18 protein-coding genes and 1 pseudogene are annotated in these 18654 nt (G+C 59.7%); 17 read left to right on the top strand and 2 right to left on the bottom strand.

Translation table 11 applies throughout. The features are described 5' to 3' along the window. Positions 1 to 49 precede the first annotated feature (49 nt). The 13 genes from KI237_RS20865 (at position 50) to KI237_RS20805 (ending at position 10432) form a co-directional block, all read left to right on the top strand. Positions 50 to 310, top strand: coding sequence for a phosphopantetheine-binding protein (locus KI237_RS20865; protein WP_212796862.1), 261 nt, complete (start codon positions 50 to 52; stop codon positions 308 to 310). A 150-nt stretch (positions 311 to 460) separates the two neighbouring features. Beyond that, positions 461 to 1513: a hypothetical protein gene (locus KI237_RS20860; protein ID WP_212796861.1), complete on the top strand. Its 1053-nt coding sequence runs from the start codon at positions 461 to 463 to the stop codon at positions 1511 to 1513. A gap of 353 nt (positions 1514 to 1866) precedes the next feature. After that, positions 1867 to 3126 (top strand): winged helix-turn-helix domain-containing protein, encoded by a 1260-nt coding sequence (locus tag KI237_RS20855; RefSeq protein WP_212796860.1) that lies wholly within the window; start codon positions 1867 to 1869, stop codon positions 3124 to 3126. Next, positions 3123 to 3596 (top strand): transglycosylase SLT domain-containing protein, encoded by a 474-nt coding sequence (locus tag KI237_RS20850; RefSeq protein WP_212796859.1) that lies wholly within the window; start codon positions 3123 to 3125, stop codon positions 3594 to 3596. The genes KI237_RS20855 and KI237_RS20850 overlap by 4 nt, the downstream gene beginning before the upstream one ends. Positions 3597 to 3715: 119 nt before the next feature. Further along, positions 3716 to 4891: a PrgH/EprH family type III secretion apparatus protein gene (locus KI237_RS20845; protein WP_212796858.1), complete on the top strand. Its 1176-nt coding sequence runs from the start codon at positions 3716 to 3718 to the stop codon at positions 4889 to 4891. Positions 4892 to 4898: 7 nt separating this feature from the next. Next, positions 4899 to 5159: a type III secretion system needle filament subunit SctF gene (gene sctF, locus KI237_RS20840; protein ID WP_212796857.1), complete on the top strand. Its 261-nt coding sequence runs from the start codon at positions 4899 to 4901 to the stop codon at positions 5157 to 5159. A gap of 59 nt (positions 5160 to 5218) precedes the next feature. Next, entirely contained in the window at positions 5219 to 5527 is a 309-nt protein-coding gene (gene sctI, locus KI237_RS20835; RefSeq protein WP_212796856.1) for a type III secretion system inner rod subunit SctI, read from the top strand. Continuing rightward, the gene (locus KI237_RS20830) at positions 5524 to 6243 is read left to right on the top strand and encodes an EscJ/YscJ/HrcJ family type III secretion inner membrane ring protein (protein ID WP_212796855.1); all 720 of its coding nucleotides are present in this window, start codon (positions 5524 to 5526) and stop codon (positions 6241 to 6243) included. The genes sctI and KI237_RS20830 overlap by 4 nt, the downstream gene beginning before the upstream one ends. Continuing rightward, complete coding sequence (locus KI237_RS20825; protein WP_212796854.1) at positions 6230 to 6796, top strand: OrgA/MxiK family T3SS sorting platform protein; 567 nt, start codon at positions 6230 to 6232, stop codon at positions 6794 to 6796. Before KI237_RS20830 ends, KI237_RS20825 begins: the two co-directional genes overlap by 14 nt. Next, entirely contained in the window at positions 6768 to 7475 is a 708-nt protein-coding gene (locus tag KI237_RS20820; RefSeq protein ID WP_212796853.1) for an oxygen-regulated invasion protein OrgB, read from the top strand. Before KI237_RS20825 ends, KI237_RS20820 begins: the two co-directional genes overlap by 29 nt. After that, positions 7465 to 7890, top strand: a complete 426-nt coding sequence (locus KI237_RS20815; RefSeq protein ID WP_212796852.1) for a hypothetical protein — start codon at positions 7465 to 7467, stop codon at positions 7888 to 7890. Before KI237_RS20820 ends, KI237_RS20815 begins: the two co-directional genes overlap by 11 nt. Positions 7891 to 7935: 45 nt before the next feature. After that, positions 7936 to 9315, top strand: a complete 1380-nt coding sequence (locus tag KI237_RS20810) for a hypothetical protein (RefSeq protein ID WP_212796851.1) — start codon at positions 7936 to 7938, stop codon at positions 9313 to 9315. Positions 9316 to 9412: 97 nt separating this feature from the next. Continuing rightward, positions 9413 to 10432 carry a quinone-dependent dihydroorotate dehydrogenase gene (locus KI237_RS20805; protein WP_212796850.1) on the top strand — a complete coding sequence of 340 codons (1020 nt, stop codon included), beginning with the start codon at positions 9413 to 9415 and terminating at the stop codon, positions 10430 to 10432. A gap of 310 nt (positions 10433 to 10742) precedes the next feature. On the opposite strand, the gene rmf is transcribed toward KI237_RS20805, so the two are convergent. Then, the gene (gene rmf / locus KI237_RS20800; RefSeq protein WP_003223300.1) at positions 10743 to 10958 is read right to left on the bottom strand and encodes a ribosome modulation factor; all 216 of its coding nucleotides are present in this window, start codon (positions 10956 to 10958) and stop codon (positions 10743 to 10745) included. A gap of 531 nt (positions 10959 to 11489) precedes the next feature. Between rmf and rlmKL the strand changes: the two genes are divergently transcribed. Together rlmKL and KI237_RS20790 are read left to right on the top strand one after the other, a co-directional pair. Next, the gene (rlmKL, locus tag KI237_RS20795) at positions 11490 to 13760 is read left to right on the top strand and encodes a bifunctional 23S rRNA (guanine(2069)-N(7))-methyltransferase RlmK/23S rRNA (guanine(2445)-N(2))-methyltransferase RlmL (protein ID WP_122567895.1); all 2271 of its coding nucleotides are present in this window, start codon (positions 11490 to 11492) and stop codon (positions 13758 to 13760) included. Positions 13761 to 13903: 143 nt separating this feature from the next. Next, positions 13904 to 16287 (top strand): annotated as a pseudogene (locus KI237_RS20790) (sensor domain-containing diguanylate cyclase). A 243-nt stretch (positions 16288 to 16530) separates the two neighbouring features. Here KI237_RS20790 and dacB read toward each other — a convergent pair. Then, positions 16531 to 17997: a D-alanyl-D-alanine carboxypeptidase/D-alanyl-D-alanine endopeptidase gene (gene dacB, locus KI237_RS20785; RefSeq protein ID WP_212796849.1), complete on the bottom strand. Its 1467-nt coding sequence runs from the start codon at positions 17995 to 17997 to the stop codon at positions 16531 to 16533. A 41-nt stretch (positions 17998 to 18038) separates the two neighbouring features. Here dacB and KI237_RS20780 point away from each other — a divergent pair, with 41 nt between their 5' ends. Together KI237_RS20780 and KI237_RS20775 are read left to right on the top strand one after the other, a co-directional pair. After that, positions 18039 to 18239 carry a hypothetical protein gene (locus KI237_RS20780; RefSeq protein ID WP_212796848.1) on the top strand — a complete coding sequence of 67 codons (201 nt, stop codon included), beginning with the start codon at positions 18039 to 18041 and terminating at the stop codon, positions 18237 to 18239. Beyond that, on the top strand, positions 18229 to 18573 hold the full coding sequence (locus tag KI237_RS20775) for a YggL family protein (protein ID WP_212796847.1): 345 nt from the start codon (positions 18229 to 18231) through the stop codon (positions 18571 to 18573). Before KI237_RS20780 ends, KI237_RS20775 begins: the two co-directional genes overlap by 11 nt. Positions 18574 to 18654 lie beyond the last annotated feature (81 nt).

Here is an 18654-nt window from a genome sequence, read left to right as displayed (position 1 = left end):
GTGTGGTGGAGTGGTGTTTTTGGTTGGTTTTTTAAAGGTTGGGTAAGAAATGAGTCTGCCTGCTGTTGAAGGGTGTGTTGAGTTTCAAATAATAAAGTTGCTGTCCGGTTATTTTTCAGCGAGTCGAAGTATAAGTGGATGTTCCCGCTTGGTTGAAGACTTGTGTGCTGATTCGGTAGATGTAGTGGAGATTGTCATGATGATCGATGAGACCTTTAATGTAGAGTTGTCTTCGCGACAAGTGGCGCAGTGGAGATCTGTGGCTGATATTGTTAATTCGCTTGTCGAGAGTCAGAATGCTCTGAAGTGATATTGTAGGGGGGCGGGCATGTCGAGGTGAAATTCATCAGTGGCCGGGTGTTGCTGTAAGTTCGTATAGGGAGTTGTAAGTATTGCATTCGAAACTCGCCGCGAGTGATCAGTGAAACCTGGGGGGCGATTTTCCTCGGATGTCGGCTTGGTGTTGTTTGAACTTATATCTTTATGTAAGGCTGAGTTGATGGGATTTCAGATAAGTAACCCTTCGGTCGTGGATGCCATTCGTCGTCAAAGTATCGACGTCCTTCAGGGTAGAGGAGTGATTCAAACATATCTTGCCAGGACGGCTAACTCTTCAAGCGTATTGCAGCACAATCTCGACAAATTGGGAGTGGACGCTTCTATTGATGAAATGGCGGGCAAGTTTGATTCGCGTGCTACCACAGTATTTGCGCATAGAGACGCTTCTGGAGAGTACAGGCTTACGTCAGGGTTGTTTATCTCGGACGAAAGCGACAGCTACGGTAAGTTTAGATTTTATTCTGGTGTGGGCGCCGTGAAGTATCAAACGCCTGCTTGTAATCTTTTGGTTTTTGATGCGGAGAATCTTCGCCAGTTAAAGGATACTTACCATTGTGTCACGGGCGTAACACAGTTTTTGAGGGAGCTTCTTGATAGGGTGCCCTGCAGGGATCTTTCAGGGTATGAAATTCAACAAGGCCGATTTTCTTATTTTGCCCCGTACGATGCCAGTTCAAATGGTTTTCTGATCTATCCAAATCTGCCATATATAGATTTCAAGGAGTACTCAGAGGAGCCTCTGGTTTTAAAAGAAAGGAAGTCAGGTATTACTCTGGGTGTTTGGGCTCTTCATCCCAATCAAAATTTGGCGTTTGCCGAGACGCTGGGGCTGCAGCGATCCGCTTGGCAGGATAATGCCCAGAAGGATAATTGCTTTGATAATGGTCGGACGTTGTATGAGATAGAGTCAGGGACTGGCGTTAAGTACCTTTCGTCAATTTTAGATCTCGACGCAAGTGATGTGCCTATGCTGGAAAAATTAAAGAAGGATGTGCTTGATAATTTATCGGGTTTTTATGGTGTGGAAGGTGAAAGTGATAAGATTAAGCTTTTTTTCATTTTCCTGTTGCTGAAAAAACCGCGACACTGCATTTGCATGTATGGGTTAATAAGGCCGAACATCCGCTCAATACCGCGAGATCATTCGAACTTGATGAGGTTCTTGAAGGCTTGAGAAAAGGCAAAGACATGAATGATATAATTTTGGGTAGAAATAATGGGCAGTATTACGTGCCGGTAGGCGATAGCATAGGATCTATCAAGGGGATTTCGAACTTGGGGCAGGTGGATAATCCTTATGTTGTTGCTTTGGAGTGACAAGGTTTAATCGGTTGGAGGAAGTAAGGCTGTTATAAGGGGTGGAAAATATCCTACGGCGCTGGTTGTATTTTCGTCTCCGCATAAGTTGGTTTTCCTACGGCATGTTCTTAATCAAATTCCTATAGTCACGCAGCTCGCCATCCCGAGCCTGCCCACCCGGCAGGCTCAATCGCGCTTCAGTAACTTTCTATAGAGAAATCCCAGAGTATGGACAGTGCCACTGATCAAACGCCGGTGAAGTCATTCGTTTTTGACCACTGGCTATTGCAAAGCGATGGAACGCTGCTGCGAGATGGACAAGGAGTTCATGTACCACCTAAAGAACTGCACGTACTGCGCCTGTTGCTGAAATCGGCGGGCGTGGTCGTGAGTAAGGATTATCTGCTGGACCAGGTCTGGCCGCGAATGGATACCGCGGAGGAGTCGTTGACCCGTTGTATCTACGCACTGCGCAAGTTGTTCAAGGAGCACAAGGATTTCATTGCCACGGTGTATGGCCAGGGTTATCGATTCACCTGTCCGGTGGTTGAGCTTGATGCACCGAACCAGGCGAGAACCGTGGGGCCCTCGCTGGCGGTGTTGCCCTTTCGTAACCTGGACGAGACGGCGGCGCTGGATCTGCAGGATGTGATGATCCGTCAATTGTCCATGGCGTTCGGCGAGGCGTTGCATGTCATGCCAACGGGATTGATTGCGGCTCATTGTGTGTCGAGCGATGTACGCGCGTTGGTCGGGCAGTTGTCGGCGGATTACTGTTTGAGCGGGCGTTTTATCGGCGCGGGCGAGCAGCGACATTGGTCGGTGGAACTGATTCGTGGTCGTGACCAGGCCCTGGTGCATGGGCAAACGTTGGATGCCTGTGACGCTGGGGAAGCGCTGGGCGAGTTGACGTGTCTGGTGGCCCAGCGCGTGCCTGGGCTGCGGCCGGTCGGTGAGCGTTGTGGGTCTTATGCCGTGGCGGTGGCGTATCTCAATGGGCTGTGCAGTGTGCAGCAGCACACGGTACAAAGCCTGCGCGATGCCCTGGTGCTGTTCAGGCAGTGTTTGAAACTCGATGCCGGCTATGCGCCGCCCTGGTGCGGTTTGGCGGATGTTTGGCTGGGGCAGGCGATGATGGGCCTGGGTGACACGGAACGTGCCATCGAGGAGGCGCATTCGGCAGTTTCCAATGCCTTGGCGCTGGACCCCGGCAGCATTGCGGCACTGACACGTTTGGCGTTGCTGACCAGTTTGCGCGGCTGCGAGCAGGCGGCGCAGGTGTTGTTTCGGCGCTGCTTGTTGTCGGCCGATCCGGCCGATGTGCTGTATTTCCATGCCTGGCATCACTGGTTCTGGCAACGCAACGAGCAGGCGGAGCGGATGATCGATCAGTGCCTGGAACACGACCCAGGGTGTGTGCGAGCGCAGATCATGCGGGTGCGCATTCACGAACAGCCGACATGGATCCGCGAGCGGCGCCTGGCATGAAGCAGCGCAGGAGCAAATGGTTGTACTGGCCGGTGTGTCTGGGCCTGGGGCTTGGCATGGCCCAGGCGCACGCCTGGTGCTGGAGCAGGGCGGGGCAGTTGCACGCCATCGAACCGGAGTTGCTGCAAGCGATTGCTGATGTGGAATCAGGCATGCTGCCGGACGCCATCAACCACAACAGCAACGGCACTCGCGATATCGGGCTGATGCAGATCAACAGCATCCATTTGCCTCGATTGAATGCCCAAGGCATTACCGAGCAGCGCCTGCTGGACGAGCCTTGTCTGTCGGTAGAAGTCGGTGCGCAGGTGCTGGCCGAATTTATCGCGCGCTACGGCTATAACTGGACGGCGGTCGGTGCCTATAACGCCGGCCATTCACCTCACCGTCAAGCCGCACGGCTTCGTTATGCACGCAAAGTCTGGCAACGCTACCAGGCGTTCATCCAGGCGCGAATGACGGCTCCGTGAACCGGGTCGGTCCGGGGATTCTGATCCTTTGCAGGAGGTCATCGGCAGAATTGGATCAGGAACTGTGTGGCTGGCCTTTCTAACCTGTCCGCTCATTCGATTGCCCTGGAGTTAGGACGGTGACAGTCCCGACGACCCCCACTCTACAGCCCTGCATTCTGCGGATACTCAATGGGCCGTTGCAGGGCTGTGAATTTCCCCTTGGTGAGGGCACAACCCTGTTCGTGGTAGGGGCTGTGGAGTTGCTCGGGAGCGAAGCAATTTCTGCCAGCATTCCAGAGGCGGCCATCTTCGTTCCCCTGGAGGAAGGTGGCTGCAATTTCGAGGTGCTGGCCAATCAGGCCACGGCGGACGGCTTGCCGGTGCGGCTGCTCGGCGATGCGCTAGAGGTACGCCATTGTGCCTTCCAGGACAGGGTGCAGATCGGCAGCCTGCACATCGCGTTACGTCCTGAACATCAATCCTGGGATGCCGAGTGTCTCGCTCAAGCACACGACACCCCGCTCGATGCCGCGGCTTCGGTGAGCTGGCGTGCCCCTTGGATGCGATGGGGCGCCGGCGCTCTGGCACTGGTTGTGTTGGCTGCCGCGGTGGGGCTCTGGTCGACACCTGCGCCTGCGCCAGAAACCGATATTCGCGCGCTGATCAGCGGCGCCAGTGCCCAGGTCCAGGTGCTGCCGGGGCGCGATCATTCGGTGTATGTCGTTGTGGATTCCGAACGCGATGCCGGCTGGAGCCGACAAGTGCTGACGCGTCACAACGCCCTGAGTGGCAAGGTGCTGCTCAGGGAACAGGAGCGCCGACGGCTGGAGCAGGTGCTGGTTGACCATGATCCGCAATTGGCCTGGCATTTCCTGGACCTCAAGGACCCGACGACGCCGCGCCTGCTGCTCAGCGGACAACGCAATCTGCTCACGCCCGACAGGCAGGCACAACTGCTCGATACGCTGCTCGCGGCGGCACCTTATGCACGCGACGTCGTGGTGCAGAGTCAGGATGACTCGTTGCTCGCCGAGCTGGCGCAGGGAGGCTTGCAGCGTTTGGCACTTGCCTTCACGCGGATCGATCACGAGGACAGTGTCACGTTCGCCGTCGAGGGCAACCTGCAGGATGCCGAGCTGGCCGCCGCCCGCCAGTACGTCGACAGTTTTTACCGACAGTGGGGTGATCGCTACGTGCATTTCACTGTCGAGCTCAAGGACGACGCGCTCAAGGGCAAGTCGTTTCAAACCGGCCCGCAGGGCTACGTCAAGACGAGTACTTCGTCCTGGCATTTTTCTAAACAGACACAGTAGGTGAGCAATGGCTGGTATCGGTTTACCCATCACATTTCCCGACGATTTTCTCGGCGAGCAAGCTGCGGCGTTCGAGGCCGGCGCACAGAAACTCAAAGACGTCTTGGATAAAGCGCTTGAAGATCTGAAAAAAGATGCTTCTGACCCAGGGCTGCTTGCGGCCTATCAGACCGCGTTTTCTTCGTACACGGTCTTCCGCAATGCCCAGACCAACACCATCAAGGGCTTCAAGGATATCGACATGGCGATCATCCAGGCGGCTCGCTGACGCTTTCTCTTCCGGCTGGCCATTGCGCGTGACAGTGGCCTTTTTCATGAGTGCCTTGTATGTCCATCCCCAGTATTTCCCCGTCGCTTATCGCGCGGTCGGCCTTCGTGGAACTGCACGGGCCGCAGGAAGGCCCAGTCGTTTCTTTGGAGTCACGCTTGATCGAAGCGTTTGCCGGTTCGGCCGTCGACAGCGCGCAAGACGTCTCGGCGATCGATCAGTTGCTCCAGCGCCCGGATATCACCGACCCGCAAGTATTGGCCCAGCTGCAGGAGCTGACCGGGCAATACAACGTCGACATCAATTTGCTCAACGTGCTGGTACGCAAAGCCGTGGGCACGGCAGAAACCCTGTTGCGTGCGTCATGAAGCCAGGCCTGTTGTGGCTGTTGTTGTGCCTGGTGCTGGCGGGGTGTCGCCAGCCGAGTCTGCTGGAAGGGCTGGATCAGCAGCAGGCCAATGAAGTGCTGTCGGTCCTGCAACGCAACAACATCGCGGCGGTGAAAGTTGACGGTGGCAAAGCCGGCTATGCGGTGAAAATCGATCAACCGGATTTTTCCGCCGCCGTCGACTTGCTTAATCTTTATTCGTTGCCGTCCCGGCCCCGTTTGCAGGTGGCAGAGCTGTTTCCCGCCGGTTCCCTGGTGGCTTCGCCGCGAGCGGAAAAAGCTCGGTTGTATTCGGCGCTGGAGCAGCGCATCGAACAGTCGCTGGCTGTGCTCGAAGGTGTGGTTTCAGCGCGGGTGCATGTCAGTTACGACCTGGATGCTGGCGAGGGTGGGCGCAAGCCGGCGCCTATCCACCTCTCGGCGGTCGTGCTGCATGAGCGAGATGTCGAGGCGCAATTGCTGATCACCGACATCAAGCGTTTTCTCAAGAACAGTTTTGCCACGGTGGAGTACGAGAACATCTCGGTGGTGCTGTCCAAGCGCTCGCCGACCCAGCATGTCGCGCCGACTGTCACCGCTAGCCGGAAGCCATCGAACTGGCCGTGGTTGCTGGCGGTGATAAGCGGGTTGCTGTTGGTCGGCGGCGCCTGGGCCTATCGACAGTCAAGGGTTGGGCGGCGTGATGTCGGACATTGACCGCTTGCAGAAGATTCTAACTGAGCCCCTGGGGTACCTGAACCCTCAGCGCCTGGTGGTACCGGCGGGATTCGAGGGGCTGGAGGCGCGCAGCCTGCTCAACCGCATAGTGCTCGAAGGCCTGCAGTTGCAAGGGCCATGGCCGTCGACGGCGCTGACCGGCGTGGCGAAACAGTGGGTTCGCCATTGGCGACAATTGCCCTACATCGCGTTGCTGATGGGCGCCTATCGCTTGAAGCCCGCCCTGGCGCGTGGCGGGGCGTTGCGCTGCCTGCCGATGGCGGTTCGGCGGTTCGCCAACTACCGCCTGGGCCCTCGAAGCGAGCTGTGGATGGAAAGCTCGGCTGTTTCAGTGGAGCGGGTCGAAGCGGCCGGCCTCAATGCGCTGTGGAGCTGGCATGGGCAGGTCCCACCTTTTCTGCTTGAGCGCCTGGCCTTGCAATTCACCGAGCCGGTCGTGCGCTTGCAGCGGCAATGGCCGGTCACGAAACCTGATCCAACCCTTTTCTTTCTGGCGGTGCAGCATGCTCGACTCTATCCGCTCCCTGGCTGACTTGCCTGTTGGCGAAGACGTGCACCTGGCCCGCGAGGACATCGCCGCGGCGCGCCGTCGTCGGTGCTTGCAACTCGAGGCCCAGCGCCGGGCCCGTGAGAGTGTCGAACAGGCCCGGCGCGATGCCGAAGCGGTGCATGCCCAGGCGTTTCAACAGGGCTATGCCGAGGGCGTCCTGCGCGCGACCGGGCATCTGGCGGACGGCTTGTTGAACTCGCAAACCCTCGGCCTTCAATTGCACAACGAGTTGGCCCGGGCCGCGCACGATCTGCTTGCCCAAGTCTTGAGTCAGCCCCAGTGGCTGGACGACATGCTGGAAAACTGGCTGGCCGGGCAATCGAGTGATGCGGGCGCGGCATTGCACCTGTTGTTGCCGCAGCATTGCCGTGCGCGCGGCAACGAATGGCGTGAGCGCTTGCGTCAGCGATGGCCCGGCCAGCTGCTTCTGGAATATCACCCGCAGGATCGCTATGTGCTGCGGCTGGCGGATCAACTGCTGGAGTTCGACGTTGAAACGGCTCGGGAACGGTTGGCACCCAGGTTATTGGCGAGCATCGCTGATCTGCCGGAATCGGTGCGTGTCCTGGACCAGGCCTCGCAGCAGGCGCTGAAGCAACTGTGCTTGAGCTTCGTCGACGCCAAAAAGATCGCCGCCGGACAAGTCCCCCATGCAGATTGAGCCCTTGAATGTTCTCAGCCCTCGTGGGCCTGACACCAGCACGGCGGCCGAGACGCTGGAGTCGCGGCTGCTGGCTGCCCTACAGGAGAAACGGCCAGATCCTGAGTTCGAGCACGTGTATCGATTGCTGTTGGCCATGGAAGGTCAGGGCGAGAAGGCGATTCATGAGTTTCTCCGCACCCTGCGCGGGGCGGACGGAGAAACGGCGGCGTATCGCACCGCCTCGGCGTTGAAGGCGGTCACGCTACAGGTTCTGTATCGATTGAAGGAAGAGGGGCTGGAAAAGTCGCAGCTCTATAAGGAAATCCTCGGGGCCAATGGCTTGGCGTTCGCCATGGAAGTTTTTGTCATGGGCGTGATGCGTGAGGTGTTCCAGCCGATGGGGGATGAGGTTTGGGAGAAGAGTGAGTGGTGAGAATCGCTCCGAGCAGTTTAACGACAACCAGCAGGAGAAAGACCCATGAAAATTGCGGGAGGAAATGACACCTTTGCTGTTTCTCAGTTGCATGGAAGCGTTGCATCTCTACACACCACTTCGGCCAGGCAGTCAGGCGCGCTTGATCTTGTGCCGTTAAACGTTGAGGGCATTGAAGTGACGGTGACTGCGCTAGGAACAGACAGGGAAGTCACTGCGGGTTTTGCGCGTCTAGGTCGAGCGATAGAGTGTTCTTTGGAGGGATTGTCGGGCGATTTGGGTGAGCCAGCTCACACTATCAAAGACCAAATGGAAGGCTACATCCAAACGGGCAAAATGCCCCCCGGCCCTGAACAACACGAGATTTTTAACTTCATAGATGAAGGCGCCGCAGGCAACGGCAGCAGTGAAGGTCGCTTGAAAGCTGTGATCGAGGCAGGCATGGAACTGCTCGAAGCCGCCAAGGGCCCCGGGCTCAATCTGCTGAATGTCGCCGGGCACACAGGGATGATCATTGCGTTGGCCACCGCTTTGCGCCAGTACGTCGGCTATCTCGTCGAGAACGCCATGCGCGAAGGTGATACACCTGAGGCTTCCCGGGCGTGGGCGGCCGTTGCGGTGGCGATGGTGGGGCCAGCGTTGACGCTGATGGGGGCCATCCGTAGGGAGTTTTCAGGGGAGGCGAGCTGGAAGTCGAGGCTGGGGTGTCTATGCATGGCGAGTGCTGTGATGGGAAGCGCGCTCGGGGCCGTTCTCACGGGAGCAGCGTCAAAGCTCTTCCCAACGATGACCGGCGGACTCGTCTACATCACGGCCAGGGCCGTGGCTCAAGCCTTCTTCCCTTTGAAAGATAACGCGGGTCCCGCGAACGCCGTGGCAACCGGGGTTACAGCCGCAGCTTATGGCGCAGGCCAATTTGCGCTGGCGGAATTGGGTAAGGCCATGCCATTGAGTGGCCCTGCCAGGGCCGCCGAGGGGCTTGGTCACGATTTTGGCGCGGACGCGATTCAAGCCGGGCTGAATGCGCTCGGCATGGTAGCCGATGTGGCGACTTTGATTGCCTGCAAAAGTTGGCATGTGCTTTCACCCCAGCGAGGAATGGACTCAGTCTTTTCCGATCCGGAATCGTTACAACAAATGGCCCTGGAGGTACGCACTGGTGTTCAGTGGCCCACCCGAACTCAATTGGCCGACGCATTTGTGAATGTTGCGGGGGCACGCCTCTCGTTTGGTCACGCTGTCAGCCTGTTCATGGGGGCGGCAACGGCCTGGTTGAGTAACAGCGAGAACGGTGAGGATACCCAAGGCCATATTCTCAATGGCTGTTTCGCCATGATGGTGGCGCTTCTTTACTTCCCACTGATCTTTGCCAACCTGAAGCAAACCAACAACACTTATGCACTGCAGGAAACGACCACGTCTTGAGTCAAGCCCGGGAGCGGGCCACCATCGGTCGCTCGCTCCCATCCCTTCACCCCGCTATAATCCGCGCCTCATTTCTTCAAACGAGTCAAACCCACCCATGTACACCCTGGCCCGTGAGCTGCTGTTCAAACTTTCCCCGGAAACCTCCCACGATCTGTCCCTGGACCTGATCGGCGCGGGCGGGCGTTTGGGCCTCAACGGTTTGTTGTGCAAGGCCCCGGCGAAATTGCCGGTGACGGTCATGGGACTGGAATTCCCCAACCCGGTCGGGTTGGCGGCGGGGTTGGACAAGAATGGCGCGGCCATCGATGGTTTCGCCCAGTTGGGTTTTGGTTTCGTCGAAATCGGCACCGTCACCCCTCGGCCGCAGCCGGGTAACCCCAAGCCGCGGCTGTTTCGCCTGCCGCAGGCCGAGGCGATCATCAACCGCATGGGCTTCAACAACTTGGGCGTCGATCATCTGCTGGCCCGCGTGGCCGCGGCCAAGTACAAGGGCGTGCTGGGCATCAATATCGGCAAGAACTTCGACACGCCGGTGGAACGTGCCGTCGACGATTACCTGATCTGCCTGGACAAGGTCTATGCCCACGCCAGCTACGTGACCGTCAACGTCAGCTCCCCCAATACCCCGGGGCTGCGCAGCCTGCAATTCGGTGATTCCCTCAAGCAACTGTTGGCCGACCTGGCCCGGCGTCGTGCCGAGCTGGCGTTGACCCACGGCCGGCACGTGCCACTGGCGATCAAGATCGCGCCAGACATGACCGACGAAGAGACCATCCAGGTGGCCCAGGCCCTGATCGATACGGGCATGGACGCGGTGATCGCCACCAACACGACCCTGGGGCGCGAAGGCGTTGAAGGGCTGGAGCACGGTGACGAGGCGGGCGGCTTGTCTGGAGCGCCGGTGCGTGACAAGAGCACTCATACCGTGAAGGTGCTGGCCGATGAATTGGCGGGGCGTTTGCCGATCATCGCTGCGGGCGGGATTACCGAAGGCCGGCATGCCGCCGAGAAGATCACCGCAGGGGCGAGCCTGGTGCAGATTTATTCGGGCTTTATCTACAAGGGGCCGGCATTGATTCGTGAGTCGGTGGATGCGATTGCGGCGTTGGGTTGATTCAGGAGCGGTCGGCTCTATTGTGGCGAGCAGGTTTTTTTGTGGGAGCAAAGCTTGCTCGCGATACGGGCGCCTCGGTTCCAGATAGACCGTGTCGTGTTCATCGCGGGCAAGCCTTGCTCCCACAAAAGGTGGGCTCGCCCACAAGAGTGTTTACAGTCCAGGTATTCACAGTGTTCAGAAACCCCAGGCATTAAAAAGGGCTCCTCGAAGGAGCCCCCTGGGCCGTAGCCCGCCGTCCGGATGGGACGTGCGTGGTTAAATCGATATGGATGTCAAATTGTCGAGTTCTTGAGTATTAAGCCCTGTGTCAGCCGACGGCGTGAAGTTCGTTGAGTCTATGGATACCCGCAGTGCCGGTCATACCGTCCCAGTTGTCGCCGCGTCCTTCTCGCCAGCCATTGATCCAGGCTTGACGTACCGACGGTAGAGTAAAGGGGCAAAGCTCACGGGATTTACCACCAACGCCATATTGGTAACCACGTAAAAATGCTCTTTCCAACGGATCACGCTTAAGTCTTCTCATAGGGTGTTGCCCTCACTTGTTGACTGTTACTTAGCGTCGGCCTCTATCGAGGCCGGGGCAGAATCATTCTGCCGTTGGTGGCTCGTTGCCGGCGTGACGAGCCGAGGTGTTGACGCCGTTGCGACGTCAACCTGTGTTGAGTTCTAACCAAAGCGTCACAGGGATGGAATGATCGTTTTGTCATAAGCACGTAACAATAAAGATGTTAGGGCGATAAGTAACTTGATGTTCGTTGACCGCTTTTGAGCAAGACCCCTGTATGATCGGCCCTGCGCCAAACAGGGCGGCCTTTTCTCGAATGAGAATGTCCCCCTGTTGCACTCGGGTACTATTCGACGAAAGGGTCGAGTTTTTACAATTTGTCGCACAGAATTTTTTTTCTGCCTTCGCATCTAAGCTCTTTTAACCTGAGCGGCGAGGGTGGTACGGCACACTTTCGTGCCACGCGGGTGCTCTTGAGAAAAGCACCTGATTGAACCCGGCCCGGCAATGCGTTGCCCGGTCCACTAAGCCAAAGGCTCTGGAACTCCCATGTCCGATCGTTTCGAACTCTTCCTCACTTGCCCCAAGGGTCTTGAAGGCCTGCTCATCGAGGAAGCCGTCGGGCTTGGCCTTGAAGAAGCGCGCGAGCACACCTCCGCCGTGCGCGGCATGGCCGACATGGAAACGGCCTATCGCCTGTGCCTGTGGTCGCGCCTGGCCAACCGTGTGCTGTTGGTGCTCAAGCGCTTCCCGATGAAGGACGCCGAAGACCTGTACCACGGCGTGCTGGACGTCGACTGGCAAGACCACATGCTGGCCGATGGCACCCTGGCAGTGGAGTTCAGCGGCCACGGCTCGGGCATCGACAACACCCATTTCGGCGCCTTGAAAGTCAAGGACGCCATCGTCGACAAGCTGCGCACGCCATCGGGCGAGCGACCGTCCATCGACAAGCTCAACCCGGACCTGCGCATCCACCTGCGCCTGGACCGCGGCGAAGCGATCCTCTCCCTCGACCTCTCCGGCCACAGCCTGCACCAGCGCGGTTATCGCCTGCAGCAAGGCGCCGCGCCGCTGAAGGAAAACCTCGCCGCCGCGATCCTGATCCGCGCCGGTTGGCCGCGCATTGCCGCTGAAGGCGGGGCGCTGGCCGACCCGATGTGCGGCGTGGGCACGTTCCTGGTGGAAGCCGGGATGATCGCCGCCGACATGGCGCCGAACCTGCGTCGCCAGCAGTGGGGCTTCACCGCCTGGCTCGGCCACGTGCCGGCGCTGTGGAAGAAGCTCCACGAAGAGGCCAGCGAGCGCGCCGCCGCCGGTCTGGCCAAGCCACCGTTGTGGATTCGCGGCTACGAAGCCGACCCACGGCTGATCCAGCCGGGCCGCAACAACGTCGAACGTGCTGGCCTGAGCGAGTGGATCAAGATCTATCAAGGCGAAGTCGCCACCTTCGAGCCACGTCCAGACCAGAACCAGAAGGGCCTGGTGATCTGCAACCCGCCGTACGGCGAGCGCCTGGGTGATGAAGCCAGCCTGCTTTACCTCTACCAGAATCTGGGCGAGCGCCTGCGCCAGGCCTGCCTGAACTGGGAGGCGGCGGTGTTCACCGGCGCGCCGGACCTGGGCAAGCGCATGGGCATTCGCAGTCACAAGCAGTATTCGTTCTGGAACGGCGCCTTGCCGTGCAAGTTGCTGCTGATCAAGGTATTGCCGGACCAGTTCGTCACCGGCGAACGTCGCACCCCGGAACAGCGCCAGGCCGAACGTGAGCAGGCCGCCTACGATCAGGCCCCGGAAGTACCGCAAGAGCGCCAGTACAACAAGAATGGCAACCCGATCAAGCCGGCACCGGCGCCAGCCCCTGTGGTCGAGCAGGCACGGTTGAGCGAAGGTGGACAGATGTTCGCCAATCGCCTGCAAAAAAACCTCAAGTTGCTGAGTAAGTGGGCCAAGCGTGAAGGCGTGGACTGCTATCGGGTCTACGATGCCGACATGCCGGAATATTCCATGGCCATCGACCTGTACCACGACTGGGTGCACGTCCAGGAATACGTCGCGCCGAAGTCCATCGACCCGGAAAAAGCCTCGGCCCGGCTGTTCGACGCCCTGGCGGCGATTCCCCAGGCGCTGAACGTGGACAAGAGCCGCGTGGTGATCAAGCGTCGCGAGCGCCAGAGCGGCACCAAACAGTACGAGCGTCAGAGCGCCCAGGGCAAGTTCACCGAGGTCAACGAAGGTGGCGTGAAGCTGCTGGTCAACCTCACCGACTACCTGGACACAGGGCTGTTTCTCGATCATCGGCCGATGCGCCTGCGGATCCAGAAAGAGGCGGCCGGCAAGCGTTTCCTCAACCTGTTCTGCTACACCGCGACCGCCAGCGTCCACGCTGCCAAGGGTGGGGCACGCAGTACCACCAGCGTCGACCTGTCCAAGACCTACCTGGACTGGGCGCGGCGCAACCTGTCGCTCAATGGTTTTTCGGACAAGAACCGCCTGGAGCAGGGCGACGTGATGGCCTGGCTTGAAGCCAGTCGTGACGAGTACGACCTGATCTTCATCGATCCGCCGACCTTCTCCAACTCCAAACGCATGGAAGGCGTGTTCGACGTGCAGCGCGACCATGTGCAGTTGCTGGACCTGGCCATGGCGCGCCTGGCGCCGGGTGGTGTGCTGTATTTCTCCAACAACTTCCGCAAGTTCCAGCTCGAGGACAACCTTGGCGAGCGTTATGCGGTGGAAGAGATCACCGCCAAGACGATCGATCCGGATTTCGCCCGCAACGGCAAGATCCACCGCGCCTGGAAGATCATGGCGCGTTGAGTCGGGGCTGATTGGATCCACGAAGCCTTGTAATTCAAGGCTTCTAGCCTCATTTGGGGACTGGTCAAAGTGGTGGCGAATAGCTATAACTTAGGCTGTGTCCAGGGCTGTACCTATGCCTGGTTCCTTTCTGGGTTGTATTTATGGCATTGCATCAGGTGCGTCCCAGGATCCTGGGCTTTATCAGCGAAGATGTGTCGGCCTGGCTGGTCGCTTCGCTGGTCCTGCTGGCCGGTCTGTTCCTGACCGGGTTGCTGGCCTGGGCGATGATGAGCCTGTCCAATCAGCAATTGCACCAGCGCTTCGAGCTGCAAGCCGAGGAACGTTTCAGCCGCATCGAGGAACATTTCCAGGACCAGGAGCAACGCCTCGACAGCCTCAGGCGTTTCTTTGCCAACTCCGAAGATGTCTCCAACAACGAATTCCGTGGTTACGCTGACGTGCTATTGCGCCGTACCCGGGCCTTCGCCTGGGTGCCCAGGGTGCTGCGCGACGAACGGCAATCGTTCGAACAACAAGCGCAAGCCGAAGGGGCCACTCAATTCACGATCCGTGAGCCGGACGGTCGCGGTGGCCTGCGACAGGCCGCCGAACGGGATGAATACGCACCGCTGCGCTACATCCAGAGCCAGACTTCCTACGGGACACCGCTGGGCCTGGACCTGCTTTCCGAACCCTTGCGCCGTGCGACCGTTGAGCGGGCCCGCCAGAGAGGCGGCCTGGTAGTTTCGCAGCCATTGGACCTGATGGGCGCCGACCCGGTATTTGCCCGGGGTGTACTGTTGGTCGCGCCGGTCACCCGGGAATCGGCCAGCGAACCGTTCGGGTACGTGATGGCGGCCATCAGCATGCGCCAACTGGCGGGTGACGGGCTGCCAGCGTCCGGTCACGATAATCTGTCGATGCGTGTCATGGACCTGTCTAGCGAAAACGCGGAGGAGGCGCTGTTCGAATCCCACAACCCACCAGGCCGTAGCGATTTGTCGGCAACTCGCCTGTTGCGCCTGGCCGATCGCGACTACCGGGTGGAGTTGCGGCCCAGCCGGGTGTTCCTGTCCACCAATCATTCTTCGGTCACCAGCATGGTGATACTCGGCGGTTTGCTCAGCCTGCTGCTCAGCGCCTTGCTCTATGTACTGGTCAGCCAGCGGCAGCGGGCCTTGAAACTGGTAGAGCAACGCACCCGTGAATTGCGCGCCCGGGAGCAGGAGCTGCGCGGTACCCATGGCCAGTTGCGCGGTGTACTGGATGCCGCGACCCAGGTCGCGATCATCGCCACTGACCTGCGCGGTGTCATCACCACCTTCAACGCTGGCGCCGAACAGATGCTCGGCTACCAGAGCTGCGAGGTCCTGCAGAGCATGACCCTGGAATGCCTGCATGTACCGCGTGAACTCCAGGCCCGCGCCGCCCAGCTCGGCGCGCGCTTTGGCAAGCCGATTCCGACGTGCCACGCGATGCTGCTCGAGGGCGGCGAGCAGGGCGGGCAACAGGCGCGGGAGTGGACCCTGGTGCGCCGCGATGGCAGCCACCTGACCGTGAACATGCTCGCCACGCCGATGCTTGATGACCAGGGGTTGTGGATCGGGCACCTGGCGATCTGCATCGACATCACCGAACGCAAGCGCGTCCACGAAGCATTGGCTGCCCGTGACCTGTTGCTGAAAAAGCTCAGTGCCCACGTGCCCGGGGAATCTACCAGTTCAGAATGGATTTCAACGGTCGCTTCAGCGTGATCTATGCCAGCGACGGCATTCGCGACATCTATGAATTGGAACCCGATGTGCTGGTGCAGAACGCCGAGGCGATTTTCTCGCGCATTCACCCGTTGGACAGCACGCGCGTCCGCGCGTCGATTCGTGCTTCGGCCCGCACCTTGAGCCCGTGGCGGGAAGAGTACCGGGTGCAACTGCCTTTGCGCGGCCTGCGCTGGGTACGCGGCGAGGCCACGCCCGAGGAGCTCCCCGGTGGTGGGGTGTTGTGGCACGGCTATATTTCGGATATTTCCGACCTCAAGCGCGTGGAAGAAGAGCTGCGGGCCCTGTCCGTGACTGACGCCCTGACCGGTATTCGCAACCGCCGCTATTTCCAGGAACGCCTGACTTCGGAGATGGCTCGGGTCGAGCGCGGTTCCGGAGGGTTGGCGGTCATCATGCTCGACATTGACCACTTCAAGCGCATCAACGACCAGCATGGCCACGCAGTGGGCGACCGGGTGTTGCAGGCGGTTTGTCAGCGCGTCGCCCAACGATTGCGGCGCACCGATGTGTTCTGCCGGCTGGGGGGCGAAGAGTTCGTGGTGCTGTGCCCGGATACCGACAGCGACAGCGCCTACACCTTGGCATTGGAACTGTGGGAAGGCTTGCGGGCGGCGCCCATCGAGGGTGTGGGGTTTGTCACCGCCAGCTTCGGTATCGCCACCTGGCGCGCCGGGGAGGGCGCCGATGCGTTGCTGCTAAGGGCCGACTCGGGCGTGTATGCGGCCAAGCAGGCCGGGCGGGATCGGGTTGAGGTGCAGTTGGGCTAAAGGCTTCAGGCTAACCAATGTGGGAGCGAGCCTGCTCGCGATAGGGTCGTAACACTCAGCCTCTTCATCGATTGACCTGGCGCTATCGCGAGCAAGCTCGCTCCCACACTTGATCTGCCGCAAGCACAAAACTCGTGTACGAAGCCGACCCAATGTGGGAGCGAGCTTGCTCGCGATAGCGGTGTGTCATTCAGCATCGATGTCTGCTGACCTACCGAATCGTCCCACATTGGGCTTGCTGGCTTAGAGCACCGAAGCCGTCTGCGGCAGTTTCGGCTGGCGGTACAGGTCCAGGAGCACCTGGTCCAGCACCGACGAAGCGCCCCAGGGCTTTGGATCGTTGAGGATCGCTACCACGACCCAAGTGTTGCCGTTGATGTCACGGCTGAAGCCGGCGATGGCGCGGACGGTGTTCAGGGTGCCGGTCTTGACGTGGGCTTCGCCGGCCATGGCGGTGGTCTTCAGGCGTTTGCGCATGGTGCCGTCGGTGCCGGCAATCGGCATCGAGCTGATGTACTCCGCCGCATACGGGCTGCGCCAGGCGGCTTGCAGCATGGCTGCCATTTCCCGGGCGCTGACCCGTTCGGCGCGGGACAGGCCGGAGCCGTTCTCCATCACCAGGTGCGGCGCGGTGATGCCTTTCTTGGCCAACCACTGGCGCACGACCCGTTGCGCGGCCTTGGCGTCGTCGCCGTCGGCGTCGTTACGGAACTGCGCGCCAAGGCTCAGGAACAGCTGCTGGGCCATGGTGTTGTTACTGTATTTGTTGATGTCGCGGATGATCTCCGCCAGGTCCGGGGAGAATGCCCGGGCCAGGACCTTGGCGTTGCTCGGGGTCGCGGCCAGGCGGTCCTTGCCCTGAATGCTGCCGCCCAGCTCTTTCCAGATCGCCCGCACCGCCCCGGCGGTGTAGGTAGCATGGTCCAGCAGCGACAGGTAGGTCTGGGAGCTGCAACCGTCACCGAGCTGGCCGCCGACGGTCACCGTCACGCTGCCGTCCGCCTGGGCCACCGGGTTGTAGCGCACGCCGCCGGCGCATTGCTTGGAGTTGACGGCCTTGACCTGATTGTCGATGCGAATGCTCGCAATCGGCGGCTCCACCGACACCAGCACCCGGCCGCCGTCATTGCGGGCGACGAAGCGCAGGGCCTTGAGGTTGACCAGCAGCGAGTCGGGCTTGACCAGGAACGGTTTGTTTTCGTCGTTGCCGTCGTCGTTGAACTCGGGCAGTTGCGGCTGGATGAAGAAGCTGCGGTCCAGCACCAGGTCGCCAGTGACCTGCTGTACGCCGTTGGCTCGCAGGTCGCGCATCAGCAGCCAGAGTTTTTCCATGTTCAGCTTGGGGTCGCCGCCGCCCTTGAGGTACAGGTTGCCGTTGAGGATCCCGCCGCTGAGGGTGCCGTCGGTGTAGAACTCGGTTTTCCACTGGTGATTGGGGCCGAGCATTTCCAGGGCCGCGTAGGTAGTCACCAGTTTCATGGTGGACGCTGGATTGACCGAGACGTCGGCGTTGTGCAGGGTCGGGGTGCCGGGGCCGTTGAGCGGCACCATCACCAGGGACAGGGCGTCGTCCTGCAGCTTGCTGGCCTTGAGGGCCTTTTGCACGTTGGGCGACAGGGCGGTGTTGATCGTGGCGGCGTGGCTGGTGACAGGGAGGGCCAGGGGAAGAAGAAGGCTGGCCAGAAGCAGTGGACGCAAAGATTTGATCATTTGAAATAAAACCCTACGGGCGAGGGGGAAAAGACGAGGGCATGAAAATGAACGCCCTCAACGGTCATGAAAGTGTCGGCATTATGCCCCAAGCCGCAACGGCTTGGGCCCTGCCTGAGCCCTTCGGCTGCTATTTTTTACCGACGGTAGGTCGATACACCCGATCAGTCGGGCAATCGGCGCACCAAACTGGTAAAGTGCCGGCCGTTATTACTTATGAGGATTGTTCCAATGGCGACTAACCGTTCCCAGCGTCTGCGCAAAAAACTGTGCGTGGATGAATTTCAAGAGCTGGGTTTCGAACTGAACCTGGATTTCAAAGAAGATCTGGCCGATGAGGCTATTGACGCTTTCCTCGACGCTTTCCTGAAAGAAGCCATGGAAGCCAACGGCCTGGGCTACGTCGGCGGCGACGACTACGGTCTGGTTTGCCTGCAGAAGCGTGGCTCGGTCACCGAAGAGCAGCGCGCTGCCGTTGAAGCTTGGCTCAAGGCACGTCCTGAGCTGACCAGCGTTGAAGTCAGCCCGCTGATGGACGTCTGGTACCCGGAAAAGCCGATCAACGCCAAGGCGTGATGATCTGAGCCGGCAGCCCTTAGGGGCGCCGGCTTTTTTGTGCCTGGCTGTTGGGTATTGTGGTGTGCTTCAGGCCGCTAT

The sequence above is a fragment of the Pseudomonas sp. St316 genome, from assembly GCF_018325905.1.
In the GTDB taxonomy this organism is placed as follows: Bacteria; Pseudomonadota; Gammaproteobacteria; order Pseudomonadales; family Pseudomonadaceae; genus Aquipseudomonas.
This window is presented reverse-complemented; position numbering and strand designations above follow the sequence as displayed.